Source organism: Streptomyces sp. NPDC034111, from assembly GCF_055575375.1.
Genome location: NZ_JBVIST010000014.1, coordinates 135,564 through 156,632 on the forward strand (window position 1 = coordinate 135,564; position 21,069 = coordinate 156,632).

Genomic DNA, 21,069 nt, shown 5'->3' on the forward strand with positions numbered 1-21,069 from the left:
TGTGTTGGCGAAGGGGGCGTTGCGGAGCATTCGGCGGCGCGCGGATGTTCGCCCGTAGCGGATGGAAGCGGCCCGCGCCGCATGGAGTGTCAGTGGCAGCGGGTAAGACAGTCTCAGTGGGAAGAGACGGTGTGACCGGCGTACAAAGCGCTCAGGCCCGGCCGATGGCGGGATGCGGGCGGCGTGTCGGGGAAGGTCGCGTTCGCCACGGGCGTAGTGGCGGAGGGCGTATATGCCTGGCCTGCGGGAACATCGTCTCGCACCATCGAGTTGGAGCAGATGTCAGCTGTTCGGCAGTAAATTTCCCCGCCGGAGCGGGGGTGATCCGGACGGGTGTCGGCAGTTGGAATGAGCTGTCCCGCCCCGCGGGACTAGCATGCGGAAGGACAGGGAGGGGACCGACCCCTAACTGCCTGACCGCTCTGAGGAGCGATTAACGATGTTCGAGAGGTTCACCGACCGCGCGCGGCGGGTTGTCGTCCTGGCTCAGGAAGAAGCCCGGATGCTCAACCACAACTACATCGGCACCGAGCACATCCTCCTGGGCCTGATCCACGAGGGTGAGGGTGTCGCCGCTAAGGCCCTGGAGAGCCTCGGGATTTCGCTCGAGGCGGTCCGCCAGCAGGTGGAGGAGATCATCGGGCAGGGCCAGCAGGCTCCGTCCGGGCACATTCCCTTCACCCCCCGTGCCAAGAAGGTCCTGGAGCTTTCGCTCCGCGAGGCCCTCCAGCTCGGCCACAACTACATCGGTACGGAGCACATCCTGCTCGGCCTGATCCGCGAGGGCGAGGGCGTCGCAGCCCAGGTCCTGGTGAAGCTGGGCGCCGATCTCAACCGGGTGCGGCAGCAGGTCATCCAGCTGCTCTCCGGCTACCAGGGCAAGGAGGCCGCCACCGCGGGCGGCCCCGCCGAGGGCACGCCCTCGACCTCCCTCGTCCTGGACCAGTTCGGCCGCAACCTCACGCAGGCCGCTCGCGAGACCAAGCTCGACCCGGTCATCGGGCGCGAGAAGGAAATCGAGCGGGTCATGCAGGTGCTGTCGCGCCGTACCAAGAACAACCCGGTCCTCATCGGCGAGCCCGGCGTCGGCAAGACGGCGGTCGTCGAGGGCCTGGCGCAGGCCATCGTCAAGGGCGAGGTGCCCGAGACCCTCAAGGACAAGCACCTCTACACCCTCGACCTCGGTGCCCTGGTCGCCGGCTCCCGCTACCGCGGTGACTTCGAGGAGCGCCTGAAGAAGGTCCTCAAGGAGATCCGCACCCGCGGCGACATCATCCTGTTCATCGACGAGCTCCACACCCTGGTGGGTGCGGGCGCCGCCGAGGGCGCGATCGACGCCGCGAGCATCCTCAAGCCCATGCTGGCGCGAGGTGAGCTCCAGACCATCGGTGCCACCACGCTCGACGAGTACCGCAAGCACCTGGAGAAGGACGCCGCGCTCGAGCGCCGCTTCCAGCCGATCCAGGTCGCGGAGCCGTCGCTGCCGCACACGATCGAGATCCTCAAGGGTCTGCGGGACCGCTACGAAGCCCACCACCGCGTGTCCATCACGGACTCCGCGCTGGTCGCGGCGGCCACCCTCGCCGACCGCTACATCTCCGACCGCTTCCTGCCGGACAAGGCGATCGACCTGATCGACGAGGCCGGCTCCCGGATGCGCATCCGCCGGATGACCGCGCCGCCGGACCTCCGCGAATTCGACGAGAAGATCGCCGATGTGCGCCGGGAGAAGGAGTCCGCGATCGACTCGCAGGACTTCGAGATGGCCGCGGGTCTGCGCGACAAGGAGAAGCAGCTCCTGGCCGCGAAGGCGAAGCGGGAGAAGGAGTGGAAGGCCGGCGACATGGATGTCGTCGCCGAGGTGGACGAGGAGCTGATCGCCGAGGTCCTGGCCACGGCCACCGGCATCCCGGTCTTCAAGCTCACCGAGGAGGAGTCCTCGCGTCTGCTCCGGATGGAAGACGAGCTGCACAAGCGCGTCATCGGCCAGAAGGACGCCATCAAGGCGCTCTCCCAGGCCATCCGCCGTACCCGCGCAGGCCTGAAGGACCCCAAGCGTCCCGGTGGCTCGTTCATCTTCGCCGGCCCGTCCGGTGTCGGTAAGACCGAGCTGTCCAAGACGCTGGCGGAGTTCCTCTTCGGCGACGAGGACGCGCTGATCTCCCTCGACATGTCGGAGTTCAGCGAGAAGCACACCGTCTCGCGGCTGTTCGGCTCGCCTCCCGGCTACGTCGGCTACGAAGAGGGCGGCCAGCTCACCGAGAAGGTGCGCCGCAAGCCGTTCTCCGTCGTGCTCTTCGACGAGGTCGAGAAGGCCCACCCGGACATCTTCAACTCGCTGCTGCAGATCCTGGAGGACGGTCGCCTGACCGACTCCCAGGGCCGGGTCGTGGACTTCAAGAACACCGTCATCATCATGACGACGAATCTCGGCACCCGGGACATCTCCAAGGGCTTCAACCTCGGCTTCGCGGCCCAGGGCGACACCAAGTCCAGCTACGAGCGGATGAAGAACAAGGTCAACGAAGAGCTCAAGCAGCACTTCCGCCCCGAGTTCCTCAACCGTGTGGACGACACCGTCGTCTTCCACCAGCTGACCGAGGACGACATCATCCAGATCGTCGACCTCATGATCGCCAAGGTGGACGAGCGGCTCAAGGACCGCGACATGGGCATCGAGCTCAGCGGCACTGCCAAGTCGCTGCTGGCCAAGCGCGGGTACGACCCGGTGCTCGGCGCCCGTCCGCTGCGCCGCACGATCCAGCGTGAGATCGAGGACGCCCTCTCGGAGAAGATCCTCTTCAGCGAGCTGCGTCCGGGTCACATCGTGGTCGTCGACACCGAGGGCGAGGGTGAGAGCGCCAAGTTCACCTTCCGCGGCGAGGAGAAGTCCGCACTGCCGGACGCCCCGCCGATCGAGTCCGCCACCGGCGGCTCGGGCCCGAACCTGAGCAAGGACGCCTAAGCGGAACCGCGCCCGCGCGGATATTCGCAGTCGGCACATAGGGCACATACGGCACTGCCCGGGAATCGTTTCTCACGGTTCCCGGGCAGTGCCGTATGCGCATCACGTGGCCAAGACGTTCTTCGGACTTGCTTGGCTTTCCCAGGCGTTCCTTCCCGATACTCCGCGTTCCGTATGGAACCCGGCCGTAGGGAGCCGGAAATGCAGCCCGGTATCTTCAAGGGGCATTTTCGGCCGCATGCGCCGGAGCGTCCGGATCCCACCCGGCAACCGGACTCACTCCCTCCGAGCGCACTACATCTGAACGACGCGAATTCCCTCGGGAACGCCGTCCACCGGCGGAATGCGGCGGCCGATCCGCAGGGTGTCCAGTTCCGGAAAGGCGGACAGCCACTCCATCGAGACGCCCAGGTCGTACGCGAGCCACAACCGCGTCAGCCCGGCGGCCGGTGAGATGCCCTCGATCAGCTGGTCCGGGGTGAAATACCCGGCGATCCGCAGCTGGGGGCGGCCGCCCAGCCGGCGCAGGGCATGCAGCTCCTCCAGGTCGGAGACCGGGAAGTACAGCTCGGCCGGTTCGAGGTGGGCGATGATCTCGCGGGCGTAGCGGGCGGTGTCATGGCGTCGCCAGGCCCCGGCGAGCTGCGCACGGATGTCGTGGTGCGCCCGGTCGCGCAGCCCCGTCAGATAGTCGATCGCCCGGTCGTCCGCGATCGAGGTGGCGGTGATCGCCAGCAGATACGCCTCCCGGTCCGGGACCCCGGCGGGGTCGGGAAGCATCTCCAGCACGATCGGCCCGATCCAGCCCAGGGCGCGGGCCGCCGACGGCGTGGCGGGCCGCACCATGTCACGGGTGAAGCGCTGTACCCGCGCCCGGACCGCCGGATCCAGTTCGGTGGCGTGCTCCAGACAGGCGGCCGCCAGCAGCTTGCGGTGCCGGGCCTCGGTGGCCCGTAGGCCCGGATGCGGGGCGAGCAGCCCGTCCAGGAGGGCCGCGCACTCATCGGGCCGGGCCAGCGCCACGGCCATCCGGATGACGTCCTCCCAGTCGTCGTGGTGGGCGTGGTCCAGCAGCAGCCCGAAGTCATGCCGCTGGACCGTGGCGCGGGCGGACAGATAGTCCTGGAACGTGCGGTGCACGAAGTCCACGGTGCCGGGGGTGGGCTCGCGCAGCAGCCCCGTCCGGTTGAGCAGATGCCGGAAGACCTCCTCCGGCCCGCCCTGGCGGGCCGCGTCCGGGATGGCCGGCAGATGCCGGGCGAGGGTGTCGATCGCCGTCGCCCGGTCCATCTCCGAGCGGCCGTTGACCAGCATCCAGTGGGCGAGCTTCTGCAACAGCTGGATCTTGGGTTGCCGGGTCAGCTCGACCCCGTCGGTGGGAACCATCGCCCGCTCCCGGTCGCGCCGCTCCAGCAGCATCGACAGCGCCGCGTCGTAGAGCTCCTTACGGCCGTTGGGCAGATAGCCGCGCCGGTCCCGGTGCAGGGCGCACAGCAGCCCGCACATCAGCGGATTGGTCGCCAGCCGCCCCAGGTCGCGGGTGATGCGCACGGCATTGAGCAGCGTCCGTTCGTAATGCCCGAGCCGGTCGAGATCGGCCGGGTGCTGCTGGGTGGCGGCCCGGTGCCAGCGCTGGATGAACGCCGCGACGTCCTCCCGGCTCATCGGGGCCAGCGACAACTCGCTGAACCCCTCGTCCACCAGCCAGTTGCCCGGCACGGCGGACGGCCGGGACGTGACGATCCAGACGTTGCCCGGGTAGCGGGCCGTCCACTCGCCGAGCCGGCGGCGCAGCTCCGCCCGGTCGCTCTCCGGCGCCTCGTCCACCCCGTCGACCAGCAGCAGCGCCCGCCCGGCGCCGAGCACCCGCTCCGCCCAGCCGTCCGGCGCCTCCCCGGCATCCCGATAGCCGACGGCGACCGGGAACGTCCCCGGGGAGGGCAGGCCCTCACGGGCGAACCGGCGCACCGGCAGCAGGAACGGGACCCGGCCGCGCAGCGCCGCCAGCGCCTCGGGCAGATCGTCGCGCGCGGCGGCGACCGCCAGCCACTGGAGCAGCGTGGTCTTGCCGGACCCGGCAACGCCGCGGACCAGCACCCGGCTGCGGCCGGCCAGCGCCTGTTCGGCGGGGAGCGGCGGCTCGTCCTGGCCCGGGCCCTCCCCGCCGCCCTCGCCCCCGTCCGCGAGCACCCCGTCGGAGTCCTGGCCGCCGGGTTCGCACTGAAGCCCCAGATAGGCGGCGTCCAGCGGCCAGCTGTCCGGGGAGTGCGCCAGGTCGATACCGAAGATCGTGAGGTGGTTGTGGAGGGCCGCGGTGTCACGGGCGTAACGCGCCTCGAAGGCGGTGTCCCGGGCCTCCTCCTTGGCCTCGCCCACCTCGTCGGCGGTGCCGTACCGCGGTGGGGCCGTGGTGGCCTCCGGCCCGTGGACGAGCTCGGCGAGGGTACGGGTCTCCTCGGGCAGGGTGCAGGCCACGTACGCCGACCGCTGGGTAAAGAAGTACAGGATGTGCCGGGCTGCGGCGTCCACCAGCAGACCGTGCAGCCGGGCGTTCTCACCGGCGAGGTGCTGCGTGACCCCCGGCACGGCCCGGCTCAGCCGCCGGGCGAACTCGGCGGGCAGCAGCCGGGCCGCGTCCAGGTCGTCCATCTCGATGTCGCCGAGGGCCCGCAGGGTGCGGGCGAGGGCGGCGGCGAGCGTCCGGTCGGGGCCTCCCGACGCCTGCTCGACGAGGGCCCCGGCGATGTCCGTCAGCTCCTGCCCGCTCAGGGCCGGCTTCTCACCGGCGAAGGAGACCAGCCGGGCGATACGCACGGGCCGGTCGACCGGCGCGGTGTCCGGCCCGTCGGTGCGGAAGAGCCGGCGGATCAGCGGGGCGACGGTGTGCGGGGTGAGGCGTGCAGCGATGACGGTGGGATCCATGGACTTCCGTAACTGCGGTGTCGGGCGGAGGAGTTGGGAGCGCTGACCGATCCGGGCTAGGTGCGGGGGCGGGGGTGCCGGATGAGTCTGACGTGCGGCGGGAGTTCGGGGGCGGGCTCCGGACGGAGGTAGGTGAGGTGGACCTCTTGGAGATCGGGCAGGCCGGTCAAGGGGGGGCAGGGCCGGCGAGGCGTCGAAGGCGGCCTCGTCCCTTCCGTAGAGCCGGAGTTCGCGGAGGTGGGGGAGGGCAGGGAGGGCGGTGCGAAGCAGGTCGGCCAGGCGGGAGAAGGAGGTGGGCCACGCGGTGATGCTGAGGGACCGCACCTGAGGAAGCCGGAGGCCGGGCGGCAGGTGCAGGGTGACGCTGTCGTCCGCCGCGCTGAACGTGAGGCGCTCGAGTTGGTCCAGGGACGCCAGGGCGCGCCACTGGTCCTCGGTGAAGTCGTCGGTGAGCCCCAGAATTTGCAGGCTCAGCAGGCGGGACCAGGGCAGTGCGCCGGTGAAGGCGGCGCCGAGGTGCCCGGTGAGGGTCAGATGATCCAGCGGTGCCTGGGCGGGGAGCGCCGCCAGGCCCTCCGGCGGGAGGGCGCAGGAGAGAAACAGGTGGCGCAGGTGGCGCAGGCGACGGAGTCCGCGCGGCGCCGGTAAGGGCTCGTGGGACGGTCCGGAGACGGTCAGTGTGCGGAGGGTGTGGTCTTCGAGCGGGGTGACGCTGTCGACCGCGGGACAGTCCCAGAGGGACAGCCACTCCAGCGCCGGGAACGCGTGGAGGAAGGCGAGGCTGCTGATCTCCGGGTTCTTCGAGAGGGTCAGACTGCTGATCGACTCCGGCAGCAGCTCGTCGAGGAGTTCACGAGCGGTGAAGGGGCCCCATACCTCGATGCGGGGCCGGCCGCCGAGGGCCTTGAGCGCCCGCAGTTCGGCGAGGGTCGAAACGGTGACGGTGGCGTCGGGGTCGAGGTGCTGGATCACCTCCCGGGCGTACCGGTCCGTGTCGAATTGAGGCCAGGAGGCGGCGAGTTGCCTCTGGGCGCCCTGCGAGGGATGGCTGCGCATCCGCTTGGCGACCTCGAGTGCCGCGTCCGAGCCGATGGCTGCGGCGGTGACCACCACCTCCTGCGCCTCGTCGTCCTCCAGGCCGTCCGGGCCGGGCAGCAGCTCCACGACGAGCGGGCCCACATCGGCGAGCAGATTCGACTCCTCGCGGCTACGAGGCGGCAGGATCGTCCTGGCCCGCTCGTTCACCAGCTCCCGCACCCGCGGATCGAGCTCCGTGGCGTGCTCCAGACAGGCCAGGCCGAGCAGATGGACGCGCAGGCGGGTCCGTGCGTCCTCCAGACCGTCGCCGTGGGCGGTCAACTCGCGCAGTATCTCCGCCCGTTCCCGCGGCCGGGCGTGCGCCACCGCCATCCGGATCACGTCCTCCCACTGGGAGTCGGCGGCATGCCGCACCAGCAGCCCGAAGTCCCCGTCCTCGACGGCCGCCTTGGCGCCCAGGTAGTCCTGGAAGGTCCGGTGGACGAACTGGACCGATCCGGGTGCCGGCTCCAGCAGCAGCCCACTGCGCAGCAGCAGATGGCGGAAGACGGCCTCGGCGCCGCCCTGCTCCGCCGCCACCGGCACGGCCGGCAGCGCCTCACCGATGATCCGCTCCGCCCGCTCCCGGTCCAGCTCCGTACGGCCGTTGCGGATCAGCCAGTACGCGAGCCGTTGCAGCAGCTGGATCTGCGGCTGGTCGCCCAGCTCGATGCCGGTGGGGGCGGCCATATCGCGTTCGCGGTCGCGGCGGGAGAGCAGCATGCCGAGCGCCGCGTCGTACAGCTCCTTGCGGCCGGTGGGCAGATAGCCGCGGCGGTCGCGGTGGAGGGCGCAGATCAGGCCGCACATCAGGGGGTTGGTGGCGAGCCGGGCGAGGTCCTGTTTGGTGTGTACGGCGGTCAGCAGGGACTGCTCGTAGGCGTCGAGGCGTTCGGTGTCCTCGGCGTCGTGGCGGGCCGCGTCGTGCCAGCGGCCTATGAACGCGGCGACCTCGCCGCGGCGCATGGGGCTCAGCGTCAGCTCGTCGAAGCCGTCGGAGGCCAGCCAGTCGTCGCGTACGGCGGAGGGGCGGGTGGTGACCAGCCACAGGTTGTCCGGGAACGCGTCGATCAGATCGCGCAGCCAGTGGCGGACCTGTTCGCGCTCGCCGTCGGGGATTTCGTCCAGGCCGTCGACGAGCAGCAGCGCGCGCCCGGAGGTCAGTACGCGGTCGGCCCAGCCGTCGGGCTGCGAACCGGAGACGGGGCAGCCGACGGCGGTGAGGAACCCGCCGGGGACGGGCAGGCGCGCACCGTCGCGGGTGAGGGTGCGCAGCGGGAGGACGAACGGGATCCGGCCGTAGAGGTGGGGCAGTGGCGTCTCGCCGGGAGTCTTGGCGCAGGAGACGGCGAGCCACTGGACGAGGGTGCTCTTGCCGGAGCCCGCGACACCGCGCAGCAGGACGCGGTCGCGGCCGGCCAGGGACTGGTCGGCGGGGAGGGGAGCGGGCGTGTGCGCACGGGCCGCGAGGTCGGGGTTGGCGACGACGTCCTGGTAATCGAGGACGGTGGCGGCCGGCGCCGTCGCCTCCAGGCTCATGTACGCCGCGTCCAGCGGCCACCGGTCCGGGGAGTGGGCCAGGTCGATGCCGTAGATGGTGAGTCTGCCGTGCCGGCGGGCGACATAGGCGAGGTAGCTGCGCTCGAAGGCGGTGTCCGCGGCCCTCGGCGACGGATGGCGTGCGAGGAGTGCGTCCATGGCCGTGATCAGGCCGTCCAGGGTGCGGCTCTGCTGGACGAGGGTGCGGGCGACAAAGGCCGAGCGCTGGGTGAAGAAGTGCACGATGTGCAGGCAGGCGATGCCGAGCAGGGTGGTGTGCAGCAGCGCGGCGTCCCGGGAGAGGCCGTCGGCGGCGTGCGGGACGGCGGCTGCCAGGCGGGCGGCGAGGGCGTCGGCGCCCAGCTGCACGGCCTGTACGTCGTCCATGTCGAGGTCGCCGAGGCCGCGCAGGGTGGCGGCCAGCGCGTGGGCCACCGCGTCCGCCTCGTCGTCGGGGACCGGCCGCTCGCCGGGCCCGGCGGTGCGTAACGCCCGGTCGACGAGCTCCGCGGCGAGTTTGTGCAGGTCACGGTCGGACAGCGTGCGCTTCTCGCCCTTGAAGGAGACCAGTCCGGAGAGGCGTACGGGTCCCGTGACCAGGCCGGCGCCCGGTCCCTCCTTGACGAAGAGCTTTCTGACGAGCGGTGCGACCACGCCCGAAGCGAGCCGGATTCCTGCTGCTGACGGGTCCATGGTGCGCTCCGCCCTCCCCGTGGCCGGTGTGCTCGTCGTCCGGGCCAAGGCTAGCCGGGAAAGGTGTGGCGGCGGTCACGAATTCGACGTTCCGGTGCCGCCCGGAATTGATATCCGAGGGGTGCTGAGTAACCCGCGTCACAGATATCCGAGTAACCCGGGTCACAAGGAAAAGGCATTGGATCTTGCCTGCGAGTGACATGACGCACAGCGAAAAGTGGGCCTACTAAAAGAATTAGGGGAAGTGCGGTGCCGTGCGGCGGGGGCGTACGGGCCCGGAAGCGGGGGAGGCGGGCGGTGAGTGCGGCCGGGTGGCCGATCGCCGTGCAACGTGCGGGTAAAAGGCCTGATCAGAGCCTGCTTGACGGTCGTCAGCGGTGTCCGAATTGAAACGTTTCGACGGTTTCGTGCGCCCGGCGGGGCGGGGCGCAAGGGGCCCTTTTCCGTCCTCGGTAATACGGGGCGGGGTAGTAGAAAGGCCCCTTGGCGGGTCGGCGGATGCGGGTTACCAAGGAATGGCGATCCCGGACCGCAGCCGGGAAACCAATCAATTTCTGGAGGCAAAACCCGCATGTCGAAGTTCACCGCCATACGTAATGCGAAGAAGTCCGTTCTGCGTAACCGCGTCGCCGTTGTGGCCGCCGGTGTCGGTATGACCGCCGCGCTCGGCGCCGGTGTCGCCTCCGCCGCCGACGGTGGTCTGCTCAGCCTCACCTCGGGCGTCGGTTCGACCGTCGCCGCGCAGGCCGACGCACAGGCCAAGGCCGCCGCCGACGCCAAGGCCACCGCGGTCAAGGTCAAGAAGCACGCGGTCAAGGCCAAGGCTTCCCCGGCCAAGAAGGCCAATGCCTGGGTCAAGCCGGTCGACAAGTACACGCTGGGCTCGACCTTCGGCCTGGCCGGCAGCCACTGGTCGCACAACCACAGCGGTCAGGACTTCGTGGTGCCGACCGGTACCCCGGTCAAGTCCGTCCACAAGGGCACCGTCGTCAAGGCCGGCCCCTGGGGTGGCGGTGACGGCCCGGCGTACGGCAACGCCATCGTGGTCAAGCACGACAACGGCATGTACACCCAGTACGCCCACCTGTCACAGATCAAGGTCCAGCCCGGCCAGCAGGTCGGCTCGGGCCAGCAGATCGGGCTCTCCGGCAGCACCGGTAACTCCACCGGTCCCCACCTGCACTTCGAGGTCCGCACCGGTCCCAACTACGGGACGGGCATCGAGCCGACCGGATTCCTGCGGGCTCACGGCGCCGCCGTCTGAGCTGAATCCGGCCGGACTGGCCGGCGGTTCGGCGGGTTTGCCGCCGTGACCAGTTCTGTGGCGACCTCGAGGATGGCCTTGCGCTTCTCCTCGGGGTCGCCCTCCACGTTCTGCATCGCGAACATCCCCGCGTGCATCGAGAACAGCGCGGTGATGCAGCGCACCTGATCCGCCAGCTCCGCGTCGGGCTCCTTCAGGAGGCCGAAGAGCGTCAACATCCGCGCCTTGAAGGTCTCGCCGATGCTCAGATCGCGCACCGTCGCCTGGTTCTCCTGCATGAAGCGGAAGAGCGGCTCGGCCGAGCGCAGCGACTCGCTGTAGCGCCGGATCAGCTCCTGCTTGGTCTCCAGGGTGCGCGGCTGCTCCTCGGCCCAGCTGATCAGCTCGTCGATCGGCCTGGTCAGGTCCTGGAACAGGCTGATGACGATGTCTTCCTTGGTCTTGAAGTGGTAGTACAGCGCCGCCTTGGTGACCTCGAGCTTCTCGGCGATCTCCCGCAGTGAGGTCTTGTCGTAGCCCTGCTCGGAGAACAGCTCCAGAGCGACGTCCTGAATGCGCTGGCGGGTGTTTCCCCTGCGCGCTTGCGGTGTGCTCATCGTGCTCTCCTGCGTTGTCGGTACTGGTCAGAGGGCTGCCCAGGGGGGCGCCGGAGAAACTTACTTGACGCCCGGCTAGTTGGTCTCCTACCTTTCCTTACTGTACTGAACTAGCCGGGCGGCAAGTAAGTGGGAGTGAACGATGGGGAAGTCGCAGTCTGCGACCCCGACGGGGGACGGAGAGATAACGGTGACGGGGGACAACACACAGACCGTGCCGGGCAAGGGCAAGCCGGCCGCAAGCGTGCGGCTGGTGCTCTTCGCGCTGATGATCGCGATGCTGCTCGCGATGCTGGACAACATGATCGTCGGCACCGCGATGCCGACCATCGTCGGTGAACTCGGCGGCATGAACCACCTCTCCTGGGTGGTCACCGCCTACACCCTGGCGACCGCCGCCTCCACGCCCATCTGGGGCAAGCTCGGCGACATGTACGGACGCAAGGGGGTCTTCCTCACGTCCATCGTGATCTTCCTGATCGGCTCGGCGCTCTCCGGCATGGCCCAGGACATGAGCCAGCTCATCGGCTTCCGCGCCGTCCAGGGCCTGGGCGCGGGCGGCCTGATGGTCGGCGTCATGGCGATCATCGGAGATCTCATTCCGCCGCGGGAGCGCGGCAAGTACCAGGGCATGATGGCCGGTGTCATGGCCGTCGCCATGATCGGCGGACCGCTGGTCGGCGGCACCCTCACCGACCACCTCGGCTGGCGCTGGAGCTTCTACATCAACCTGCCGCTCGGCGCCATCGCACTGATCATGGTCACCACGGTGCTGCACCTGCCGAAGAAGCGCTCGCAGACCCGGATCGACTACGCCGGCGCCGCACTGCTCACCCTCGGCATCACCGCCCTCGTACTGATCACGACCTGGGGCGGCACCGAGTACGACTGGCTCTCCACCCAGATCATCGGCCTCGGCATCCTCGGCGTGCTCGCACTCACCGCCTTCATCCTGGTCGAGCGCAAGGTCAGCGAACCGGTGCTGCCGCTGCACATCTTCCGCAACGGCAACTTCTCACTCGTCACCCTCATCGGCTTCCTGGTCGGCTTCGTGATGTTCGGGTCGATGACGTTCCTGCCGCTGTTCCAGCAGACCGTCCAGGGCGCCTCGGCGACCAACTCCGGTCTGCTGCTGCTCCCGATGCTCCTGGCGATGATGGTGGTCTCACTGTTCGCCGGCCGGGTCACCACCCAGACCGGCAAGTACAAGGTCTTCGTCGTGGTCGGCGGCGCCCTGATCACCGCGGGCCTGGCACTGCTCTCCCTGATGGACACCGACACCACCCGCTTCACCTCGGGCGCCTACATGGCCGTACTCGGCGCCGGCATGGGCTTCCTGATGCAGACCACCATGCTCATAGCCCAGAACAGCGTCGAGATGAAGGACATGGGCGTCGGCTCCTCCTCCGCCACCCTCTTCCGCACCATCGGCGGCTCCTTCGGCGTCGCCATCCTCGGCGCGATCTTCACCAGCCAGGTGCAGTCCACGATGATCGAACGGATCGGCAAGGCCGCCGGCGAGAAGATGACCAGCGGCGGAGCCCAGATGGACCCCAAGGGCCTGGCCCAGCTCCCGCCGGCAATCAAGGACGCCTACTCCCACGCGGTGGCCACCGGCACCCACCACGTCTTCCTGTGGGGCGCCCTGATCAGCATCATCGGCTTCGCCGCCGCCTGGTTCCTCAAGGAGGTCCCGCTGCGCGGCGGCCCCACCACCAAGCCGGAGCGCCCGGAGGGCGCGGAGGCGCGGGTGCCGGAGGCTGTTTGATCCCACGTTTTTGTCCGTCCCGCCGTACCTCGTCTCGCCGTTGCGCCTGCGGCGGGCGGGTGGGTGTTGGGTGCGGTGACGGTCCTCCGCGGGTGGGTGTCCGGACTGCTTCGCTTTACGTCCGGACACCCACCCGCTCCGGCCCGTCCCCTCCCGTTGTGGGGATGACGGAAGGCCGGTGGGGGTGCACGTGATCACTTACGTGCACCCCCACCGGCCTTTTCTCTTACCCACTCACGGGAGGGGACGGGCCGGAGGGGCCTTGTTTGTGGACGTAAAGCGAAGCAGTCCACCAACAAGGCCCCGGAGGTCCGTCACCGCACCCAACAACCACCTGGCCCGCCGCAGGCGCAACGGCGAGCAACAACCACGGCGGGACAGCCGAAAACGTGGGAAGGAAGCCCAAGCGCAGCGGTTAGCGCTCAGGGAGGTGGATGACCGGAAAGCTCCCCGTATTCGTAGGCGCGTTCTCCGGGAGCCACAGCACGGAGATCGCGCCGGTCGAGCCGTCCATGAGCTCATCGGCGTTACGGAAGGTGAGCCGGGCGCCCAGCACCCGCGCCTGCCCGGCCGCGATCGTCAGGCCCAGACCGTGGCCGCGGCCGGCCCGGTCGCTGCTGCCGGTGCGGAAGCGGCTGGGGCCCTCGCGCAGCAGCGCCTCGGGGAAGCCGGGGCCGTGGTCGCGTACCCGCAGCACCCGGCCCTCGACGGTGACCTCGATCGGCGGCCTGCCGTGCCGGGCCGCATTGGCGATCAGATTGCCCAGGATCCGCTCCAGGCGGCGCGGATCGGTGGTGACCTCGGCCTCCCGTACGACATCGATGGTGATGTCCGGGTCCAGGGCACGCACCCGGCGGCTGACGAACTCGCCGAGCGTGACGTCCTGGAGCTCGGCGCGCTCGGCATAGCCGTCGAGCCGGGCCACCTCCAGAACATCCTCGACGAGGGTGCGCAGCGCCTGCGCCCGGTCCCGTACGAGCTCCGAGGGGCGGCCGGGCGGCAGCAGCTCGGCCGCCGTCAGCAGTCCGGTTACCGGGGTGCGCAGCTCATGGGCGATATCGGCGGTGACCCGGCGCTCGGCCTCGATCCGCTCCTGAAGGGCGTCCGACATGGCGTCCACGGCCCAGGCCAGATCGTCGGTCTCGTCGTACACCCGGCCGCCGCCGACCTCGTCGCGGATCCGCACCGAAGTGTCACCGTCGGCCAGCTTGCCCGCCGCCGCGGCCGCCTTGCGCAGCCGCTTGGAGAGCCGCCCGCCCACCAGAACACCCAGCGCACAGCCACCGACCACCACCGCGGTCGAGCCGAGGAGCAGCGCCTCGTCCAGGGCGTCGAGAACGGCGAAGCGGTCGGGGAAACGGTCGTGCATGGACAGCACCCGGCCGTCGCCCAGCGGCGTCGCGGCCCACACCTCGGGGGCGGTCTCCCCGGTGTCCTGGAGGTAGGTGGCGCGCTCGTTCTCGGAGACTTCCTTGCGCAGCGCCGGCGGCAGCGCCGGATCGTCGATCTTCGCGCCGAACTGAAGCCGGTTGGTGGACTCGAAGATCTTCTGCGTGAAGTTGAGCCGTTCGACCTGCACATCGCGGCTGTTGTTGAGCATGGCGTGCCGGGCGGCGTTGTGCACGACAAGGCTCAGCGCGATCGCGACCAGCGCTCCGACGAGCGCGATCGCGGCGCTGAGCTTCCATCTCAGCCCCGTCCGCAGGGCAAGCCTGACCACCGGAGGTGTCAGCCTCTCAGCTTGTATCCGAAGCCGCGGACCGTCTCGATCCGGTCCTGGCCGATCTTGCCGCGCAACCGCTGGACATGGACGTCCACGACCCGGGTGTCACCGCCCCAGCCGTAGTCCCAGACCCGCTCCAGCAGACGGTCGCGCGAGAGGACCGTACCCGGCGCGTTGGAGAACTCCAGCAGCAGCCGCATCTCGGTGGGCGTCAACGCGACGTTCTCGCCGCCCTTGCGCACCTCCATGCCCTCGGTGTCGATCTCCAGATCGCCGAAGCGCAGCACCGCCTCGCCCGGAGCGTCCTCCCCGGCCGCGGCCGGCCGGCCCCCTTCCGGGCCGCTGGCGTGCCCGAAACGGCGCAGCACGGCACGGATCCGGGCCACCAGCACCGCACCGTCGAACGGCTTGGTGACGTAGTCGTCCGCGCCCGCCTCCAGCCCGAGCACCACATCGATCGAGTCGGCGCGCGCCGACAGCATGATCACCGGCACCGTCGACTCATCACGGATCCGGCGGCACAGGCTCACCCCGTCGAGGCCCGGCACCATCACGTCGAGCAGCGCGATATCGGGGCGGTTGGCGCGGAACGCCTCCAGCCCCGCCAGCCCGTCAGGCATCGCGGTGACCACGAAACCGTCCCGTTCCAGGGCCAGCTGCGTGGCCTCGCGGATGACGTCGTCGTCCTCGACGAAGAGCACATGGGTCTCGGCCATGCGGTTCTCTCAACCCTCCGATGCCGTACCGTCGCCCGGCTCATCGCCCTCGACGGTCGTCTTGCTGTAGTCGGTGTGGTACGAGTCGTACTCGGTGAAGCGGCCACCGGTCCAGCGGAACGTCGTCACATCCTCACCGGACGGACAGCACACCTTGTCACCCGTCGCGTACGTCTGCTTCGAGACCTCCAGCCGGCCCTTGTTGACCCCGGCATGGACCAGCGGCTGCTCGTTGGCGTACACGTTGTCATACCCGCCCTTCGCACCGCTGTCCCTGCGATAGACGTACGAGCCGATACCGACGGAATCCGCGCAGGTCATGACGTTGACGATGACATCGGGAGAGGTGCCTCCGGTCAGCGACGCATACGCCACATCGACCGGGTACTCGTCGGCGGCACACGGCTTGTAGAGGGACTTCTTCACATCCGCGCTGACCTTCGGGTCGTTCTTCATCAGCTGGACGGCGTCGACCTTCTTGTAGGCGGCCGTCGACGTCGGACTCGGCGCACTGCTCACCGCACCCTTGGGCGGGGGAGCGCTGCTCGCCGTCCCCTCACTGCGGACGCCCTCGCCCCCCGGATTGCATCCGGCCAGCAAAAGGCCGACGGCGGCCACACCTGCCGTGGCCGCGCCGCCTTTGGTCAACCCGATCCTGGTCAACCTGTTCCTGGACAATCCGCTCCCGCTCACCGTGCTGCTCGCACAGCTGCCGATCCCGCTGCTGTTCCTGATGTGATTGTCGCGCGTTCAACTGTGAAGCGTACGGGGTCGGCGGGCGTGACCGCTTTCACACGTAATGACGCGCCGTTCCCGGTCCCGCTTCCCGCCGGATGCCGTGGGCCGCCGGTCAGGCCGCGCACCGCTCCCGCTCCTGCTCGCCACGCTCCAGCATCCGGGCGTCGATGTCCCGCATCTGAAGCTCCTGGCGCAGCCGGGCCAGCGCACGGTGCAGCGTGCTCTTGACCGTACCCGTGGACATACCCAGCGCGGCAGCGGTCTCCTCCGTGCTCATCTGCTCCCAGTGCCGCAGGACGACCACGCTCCGCTGCTTGGGCGCCAGCACCCCGAGTATGTCCATCAGCAGGGCGCGGTCGGCACGCTGCTCGGTGCCGTCGTCCACACTCGCGTCCGGAAGCTGCTCGGTGGGCACCTCCTCCAGCTTCCGCGCCCGCCACCACTCCGTCCGGGTGTTGATCATGACGCGGCGGAGGTAGGCGTCGGCCAGCGACTTGTCCGCGATGCCGTCCCAGCGCCCGTACGTGCGGACCAGGGCCGTCTGCAACAGGTCCTGTGCGTCCACCGGGTCGGGCACCAGGCGCCGGGCGCTGCGCAGCAGGGCCTCCTGCCGCGTACGAACGTACTCTTCGAAGTCCAGTACCTTGCCGCCGCTGGTCGCCATTTCCGACGCCTCCGATCCGCTTGCGTTTCCCCACGTTGACCGTGCCGGCAGTCATCTCCAGCACGAGGAAGACGCTACGGAGGGGGTGTTGCGGCGTAATGTGCGTGGGCCCCACAAGGAGTGCACGGAAAACCCTCGGTTGTGTAACAGCGCGCCGGGGGTCATACCTCGGACGGACAGCGGGCCTACGCAGGTCATACTCCGGAGGGAGACGCGCCCCACCACAAGGCCTACAGGGCGCGTTGGGACCACAACCGGCCCACGCAACCCCCTCCATCAAGCCAAACCAGCGACACTTTCCCGCCGCCCCACCCCACGCCTGTCAGTAAGTCAGACGTGCTCACGGCCCTTCAGGTCACACCCTCCGCCCATATAGATCACGCGCTACGCCCATACACATGGACGCCCATACACATGGACGGTCTTACGTGTGGACGCTCTTACGCGCGGACGCCTTACGCGTACGGCTCCGCACCTCCGCGCTGAAGTGGGGCTGTCGCCTGCCCAAGGGAAGGCACGTACAGGGGAGCAGGGCCGCATCCGTACAAGAGAACAGCCGGGCGGGCGGCCGGTAGCGCCCATGGCACAGCGGCCCGACGGCAACAGGGGGGAGTGGGGGAGCCGGTGGCGCACGCACACCCGCGGGTGCCGGAGGGGCAGTCGATGACGCTCACCCGCCGGTGGGTTTCGGCGGGGTGGCGGGGGGCTCACGCACACCCGTGGGTACCGGCGGGGCGGTGGCCGGCGCACATGCACCCGTGGGTGCTGGCGGGGCGGTGGCTGGCGCGCTCACACCCGTGGGTGCTGGCGGGGCGGCCGGGGGCGCGCACGCACATCCATGGGCGTGCACGCGCCGGCGTCAGCGGGCGGGAGCTAACCCCGCGCCCTGGCCCCTCCCACCCGCGCTAGCCCGACGACCTCAGGACGTCGGCAGCCGGTAACGCCCACCGCCCAGCGGCTCGACCAAGCCGTCCGAGACCAAGCCGTCCAGCGCCCGGGCCCGCTGCACCGGCTCGTCCCACACCGCGTCCAGCACTACCTGCGGCACCGGCGCCACAGCCTCACGCAGTACGGCGAGCAGCTTGCCGCGCACCTGCCGGTCGGTACCGGCGTAGGCCTGGGTGCGCCGCGGCGGACCGTCGTGCGCCGGGGAGCCCGCCAGCCGCCAGGCGCACTGAGCGGCGATCGGACAGCGATGGCACTCCGGGGCACGCGCCGTGCACAACAGCGCACCCAACTCCATCGTGGCCGCCGCCCAGCGCGCGGCCAGCCCTTCGTCATCGGGCAGCAGCTGACGGGCGAGCTTGCGCTCGGCGGCGGTGGTGGCGTTCGGCGGGAACTGCCGGCCGGCCACCGCGCGGGCGAACACCCGGCGCACATTGGTGTCCAGCACCGCGTGCCGCTGCCCGTACGCGAAGGACGCCACCGCCGCGGCGGTGTACTCGCCGACGCCGGGCAGCGCCAGCAACTGGCTGTGCTCACGCGGTACGTCACCGCCGTGCCGCTCCTGTATGGCGGACGCGGCGGCGTGCAGTCGGAGCGCACGCCGTGGATAACCGAGCCGGCCCCAGGCCCGAACCGCCTCGCCCGGCGCCTCGGCGGCCAGGTCGGCGGGGCGCGGCCAGCGGGCCAGCCACTGCTCGTACACCGGCAGCACTCTGCTCACCGGCGTCTGCTGCAGCATGAACTCACTCACCATCACACCCCAGGCGCCCGCCTCGGGGCGGCGCCAGGGCAGATCGCGGGCGTGCGTGTCGAACCAGTCGGTGACCGGGCCGTGCAGCGCGGTCCCGTCTACGGCCCCCGCGGCCGGGGCGGCGGCGGAAGCGGTCTCGGCGGCGGCGGTCGTGGCAATGGAGGTGACAGGCGTCGAAGTCATGGCACCGCCGATCCTGGCACGTCCGCGCGCGCCCAGGAAACGCACCGGGCCCGCCCCGCCGCACGCCCACCCGCACGCAGGACGGCCACATGCGCACGGTTGGCGGCTACCGGCGGTACGGCAGGACGCCGACCATGACAGCCGGTTACAATCCGAGGGAACTGATTACTCTCCGTAATCGTTGCCGGAATAGTGGAGGCGGCGGGCGAGGATACGGACATGGCGGAGACAAGCGAATGAGCGCTACGCACGACAAGGGAACCGCGGGCGACGACGGACAGGCAGATCCAGGCCCGACCAAGGAAGCGAGCGCCACGCCGGAAGCTACGGGCAGAGCGGCGGCTATGGGCGGCGGCGTGGTGGCTATGGGCGACGCGCCAGGAACTCCGGGCGACGCTGCGGCTCAGGGTGGTGCGGCAGGTGCCGGTGGCGCGCCGGAGCCGGCGGCGGGCGCGCCGAAGCCCACGGCGGGCGCGCCGGAGCCGGCGGCCGGCGCATCGGAGGCGGGGCGGACGGTGGGCGCATCGGAGGCGGGGCGGACGGTAGGCGCCGCGGTGGGCGCAAGGGGTACGGCCTGCCCGCCCGCGATCCGCCGGGCGCTGGCCGCGCATACGACGATGACGCTGGCTTACGTGGACGAGGACGGACCACAGGCCTGTGCGGTCCTCTACGCCACCGAGGCGCTGGAGGACGCCGAGGCGGTGGGGGCCGGCGAGTCGGCCGACTCCGGCGAGCCGGGCGGCCCCGGTGAGGCGGGCAGCCCCCGCCCTGGCTCCAGCCCCGGCGCCGGTGGCGCGGGCGGCTCCGCCCCCGCATCCGCTGCCCCTGCGCTCTACTTCGTCACCGCGACCACTACGCGGCATGGCCGGGCCCTGGGCGAGCCCGGCGCCCGGGTCGCGTTCACGGCACAGCGGGACGGCCAGGAGTGGAGCGCTCTGACGGGGCTTCAGGGCCGGGGTCGATGCCGCATCCTGACGGGCGCCGAACGGGAGGCCGGCTGGCGCATCTACACCGCGCGTTTCCCCTTCGTCGAGGACAGTGACCGGCTCAGGGCGGCGCTGGAGCGCACCGCCCTGTGGGAGCTGCGCCCTGACTGGCTACGGCTGGTCGACAACGCGCAGGGCTTTGGTCACAAGGAGGAGTGGCACCGGCCAGAGGCCCCGTAGCGCGGGGAGTCCGCGGAGCCCGCAGGGTGGGGAAGCGCGCAGGCCCGTGGGGCAGGGAAGGCCGGAGGTCGTGGGGCAGGGAAGCTCAGGCCCGGGGGTAGGGAGCTCGCACGCCTCGCGGGGAAGCTCGCAAGCCCCGCAGGTGGGGGAGTTGGGCGCCATGGGGAGGGGGTGGAGAGGCCTGCGAGGGCCCGAAGGGGAGGGGCTTGGGGGTGTGCGTGGTCGTTGGGTCTCGACCGGGGGCGCCACCGGCCGGCGCGCAGGGGTTGGTCGTGATCCTTGACGGTAGGGGGCCGGGTGGGGTGGCACAGCTGGCGGAGGGCAGAGGGCGTAACTGGCGAAAGTGAGGGCGGGGCGGGGCAGATGCTGTGTATCGGGGCATTGGGTGCGTTACGGGGGGAAACGCGGGTGGGCGGTCGGCTGCGGGCTGATGATGGGAAAAGTTGCAGCCTGAAGCGGCGGGTAGTGGCCGGTGTGGCTGCTGATCTCTCGTAGAGTTTCCGCGTGGGATCACTGCGCAATCCGATCGGGCCGCTTCCCTCCTCCATCTACTGGCGGCGGAGGGCCGTTGCGCTGGCCATCGTCGTACTGCTCACCGTTCTGGTCGTCTGGGCCCTCAGCCTGGGCGGGGACGGCGGCGGGAACAGCGATGAGGGCAAGGGTGGTTCGCACGGAAAGGGACCCGCGACCTCCATCACGCCCGGGCCCTCCTCCCCTGGACCGGCGATCAGCCAAAAGCCGGGCGGGCGTGGGGAGTCGGGTGACGGCGGGGACTCGGGCGAGGGTGACGGTTCGGGGGGTGGCTCGGGCTCGTCGGGTGGCAACGGGGGCTCCGGGGGTGGTTCCGGTTCGGCTTCCGGTGGCGGCGGGGCGCTCGGCTCGGGCTCGGGCAGTGTGGTTCCGGCCGACTCCTCACTTCCCAACTGCACTTCTCCGAAGGTGGAGTTGGTCCTGCACAGCGTCAAGGGCTCCTATGCGCCGGGGAAGAAGCCGACGTTCGAGCTGACGGTCGAGAATGCCTCCGACGCGGCCTGCAAGGTGGATCTCGGGCAGAAGGCCGCGGTGCTCTCCATCACCGACTCGGCCGGTGACGATCCCGTGTGGGCCTCGAACGATTGCCCGTCGAGCACTGCGCCGTCGCTGCTGCGGGTGCCGGCCAAGGGGTCGGTGAAGCGCACCGTGGAGTGGGACCGTCATGCCAGTGGTCCGCAGTGTGCGACGCCGAGTTCGGCCGTGGTGCCGGCCGGGAAGTATGTGATCGAGGCGAAGGTGCCGGGCCTGGAGACGGCCAGTACGTCCTTCGTGCTTGCCAAGGACTGAGGCCAGGCCAGGCCAGGCCAGGCCAGCCCAGGGCACCCA

12 protein-coding genes and 1 pseudogene are annotated in these 21,069 nt (G+C 70.3%); 5 read left to right on the plus strand and 8 right to left on the minus strand.

The features are described 5' to 3' along the window. Window positions 1-439 precede the first annotated feature (439 nt). A complete protein-coding gene (locus ACZ55A_RS26830; RefSeq protein WP_468844933.1) occupies window positions 440-2,965 on the plus strand; it encodes an ATP-dependent Clp protease ATP-binding subunit in 2,526 nt (841 codons plus the stop codon). A 294-nt stretch (window positions 2,966-3,259) separates the two neighbouring features. Here ACZ55A_RS26830 and ACZ55A_RS26835 read toward each other — a convergent pair whose 3' ends face one another. After that, complete coding sequence (locus ACZ55A_RS26835; protein WP_468845082.1) at window positions 3,260-5,887, minus strand: NACHT domain-containing protein; 2,628 nt, start codon at window positions 5,885-5,887, stop codon at window positions 3,260-3,262. Between the two features lie 2,055 nt (window positions 5,888-7,942). Further along, a pseudogene (locus tag ACZ55A_RS26840) lies at window positions 7,943-9,196 on the minus strand (NACHT N-terminal Helical domain 1-containing protein); the annotation flags it as partial. A 571-nt stretch (window positions 9,197-9,767) separates the two neighbouring features. On the opposite strand from ACZ55A_RS26840, the gene ACZ55A_RS26845 reads away from it, so the two are divergent. Beyond that, the gene (locus tag ACZ55A_RS26845; protein WP_468844936.1) at window positions 9,768-10,460 is read left to right on the plus strand and encodes a M23 family metallopeptidase; all 693 of its coding nucleotides are present in this window, start codon (window positions 9,768-9,770) and stop codon (window positions 10,458-10,460) included. On the opposite strand, the gene ACZ55A_RS26850 is transcribed toward ACZ55A_RS26845, so the two are convergent. Continuing rightward, window positions 10,442-11,056, minus strand: coding sequence for a TetR/AcrR family transcriptional regulator (locus ACZ55A_RS26850; protein ID WP_468844938.1), 615 nt, complete (start codon window positions 11,054-11,056; stop codon window positions 10,442-10,444). The two genes, ACZ55A_RS26845 and ACZ55A_RS26850, sit on opposite strands and share 19 nt — an antisense overlap. Window positions 11,057-11,198: 142 nt before the next feature. On the opposite strand from ACZ55A_RS26850, the gene ACZ55A_RS26855 reads away from it, so the two are divergent. Further along, on the plus strand, window positions 11,199-12,824 hold the full coding sequence (locus ACZ55A_RS26855; protein ID WP_468844941.1) for an MDR family MFS transporter: 1,626 nt from the start codon (window positions 11,199-11,201) through the stop codon (window positions 12,822-12,824). Between the two features lie 415 nt (window positions 12,825-13,239). Here ACZ55A_RS26855 and cseC read toward each other — a convergent pair whose 3' ends face one another. The 5 genes from cseC to ACZ55A_RS26880 form a co-directional block, all read right to left on the minus strand. Further along, window positions 13,240-14,544 (minus strand): two-component system sensor histidine kinase CseC, encoded by a 1,305-nt coding sequence (cseC, locus tag ACZ55A_RS26860; RefSeq protein WP_468844944.1) that lies wholly within the window; start codon window positions 14,542-14,544, stop codon window positions 13,240-13,242. A gap of 8 nt (window positions 14,545-14,552) precedes the next feature. Beyond that, window positions 14,553-15,263: a two-component system response regulator CseB gene (gene cseB, locus ACZ55A_RS26865; RefSeq protein ID WP_468844947.1), complete on the minus strand. Its 711-nt coding sequence runs from the start codon at window positions 15,261-15,263 to the stop codon at window positions 14,553-14,555. A gap of 9 nt (window positions 15,264-15,272) precedes the next feature. Beyond that, complete coding sequence (locus tag ACZ55A_RS26870) at window positions 15,273-15,881, minus strand: hypothetical protein (RefSeq protein ID WP_468845084.1); 609 nt, start codon at window positions 15,879-15,881, stop codon at window positions 15,273-15,275. 232 nt (window positions 15,882-16,113) lie between these two features. Beyond that, on the minus strand, window positions 16,114-16,665 hold the full coding sequence (locus ACZ55A_RS26875) for a SigE family RNA polymerase sigma factor (RefSeq protein WP_127155366.1): 552 nt from the start codon (window positions 16,663-16,665) through the stop codon (window positions 16,114-16,116). A gap of 919 nt (window positions 16,666-17,584) precedes the next feature. After that, complete coding sequence (locus tag ACZ55A_RS26880) at window positions 17,585-18,544, minus strand: HhH-GPD family protein (protein ID WP_468844950.1); 960 nt, start codon at window positions 18,542-18,544, stop codon at window positions 17,585-17,587. A 617-nt stretch (window positions 18,545-19,161) separates the two neighbouring features. Here ACZ55A_RS26880 and ACZ55A_RS26885 point away from each other — a divergent pair. Together ACZ55A_RS26885 and ACZ55A_RS26890 are read left to right on the plus strand one after the other, a co-directional pair. Further along, a complete protein-coding gene (locus tag ACZ55A_RS26885; RefSeq protein WP_468844952.1) occupies window positions 19,162-19,710 on the plus strand; it encodes a pyridoxamine 5'-phosphate oxidase in 549 nt (182 codons plus the stop codon). A 504-nt stretch (window positions 19,711-20,214) separates the two neighbouring features. Next, entirely contained in the window at window positions 20,215-21,030 is an 816-nt protein-coding gene (locus ACZ55A_RS26890) for a hypothetical protein (protein ID WP_468844955.1), read from the plus strand. The last annotated feature ends 39 nt before the right edge of the window (window positions 21,031-21,069 follow it).

What these genes read in the sequence shown, in the direction of transcription:
- ACZ55A_RS26830 (WP_468844933.1), top strand. Translation starts at nt 440, where the DNA reads ATGTTCGAGAGGTTCACCGACCGCGCGCGGCGGGTTGTCGTCCTGGCT.
- ACZ55A_RS26835 (WP_468845082.1), bottom strand. Translation starts at nt 5,887, where the DNA reads ATGGATCCCACCGTCATCGCTGCACGCCTCACCCCGCACACCGTCGCC.
- ACZ55A_RS26845 (WP_468844936.1), top strand. Translation starts at nt 9,768, where the DNA reads ATGTCGAAGTTCACCGCCATACGTAATGCGAAGAAGTCCGTTCTGCGT.
- ACZ55A_RS26850 (WP_468844938.1), bottom strand. Translation starts at nt 11,056, where the DNA reads ATGAGCACACCGCAAGCGCGCAGGGGAAACACCCGCCAGCGCATTCAG.
- ACZ55A_RS26855 (WP_468844941.1), top strand. Translation starts at nt 11,199, where the DNA reads ATGGGGAAGTCGCAGTCTGCGACCCCGACGGGGGACGGAGAGATAACG.
- cseB (WP_468844947.1), bottom strand. Translation starts at nt 15,263, where the DNA reads ATGGCCGAGACCCATGTGCTCTTCGTCGAGGACGACGACGTCATCCGC.
- ACZ55A_RS26875 (WP_127155366.1), bottom strand. Translation starts at nt 16,665, where the DNA reads ATGGCGACCAGCGGCGGCAAGGTACTGGACTTCGAAGAGTACGTTCGT.
- ACZ55A_RS26880 (WP_468844950.1), bottom strand. Translation starts at nt 18,544, where the DNA reads ATGACTTCGACGCCTGTCACCTCCATTGCCACGACCGCCGCCGCCGAG.
- ACZ55A_RS26885 (WP_468844952.1), top strand. Translation starts at nt 19,162, where the DNA reads ATGACGCTGGCTTACGTGGACGAGGACGGACCACAGGCCTGTGCGGTC.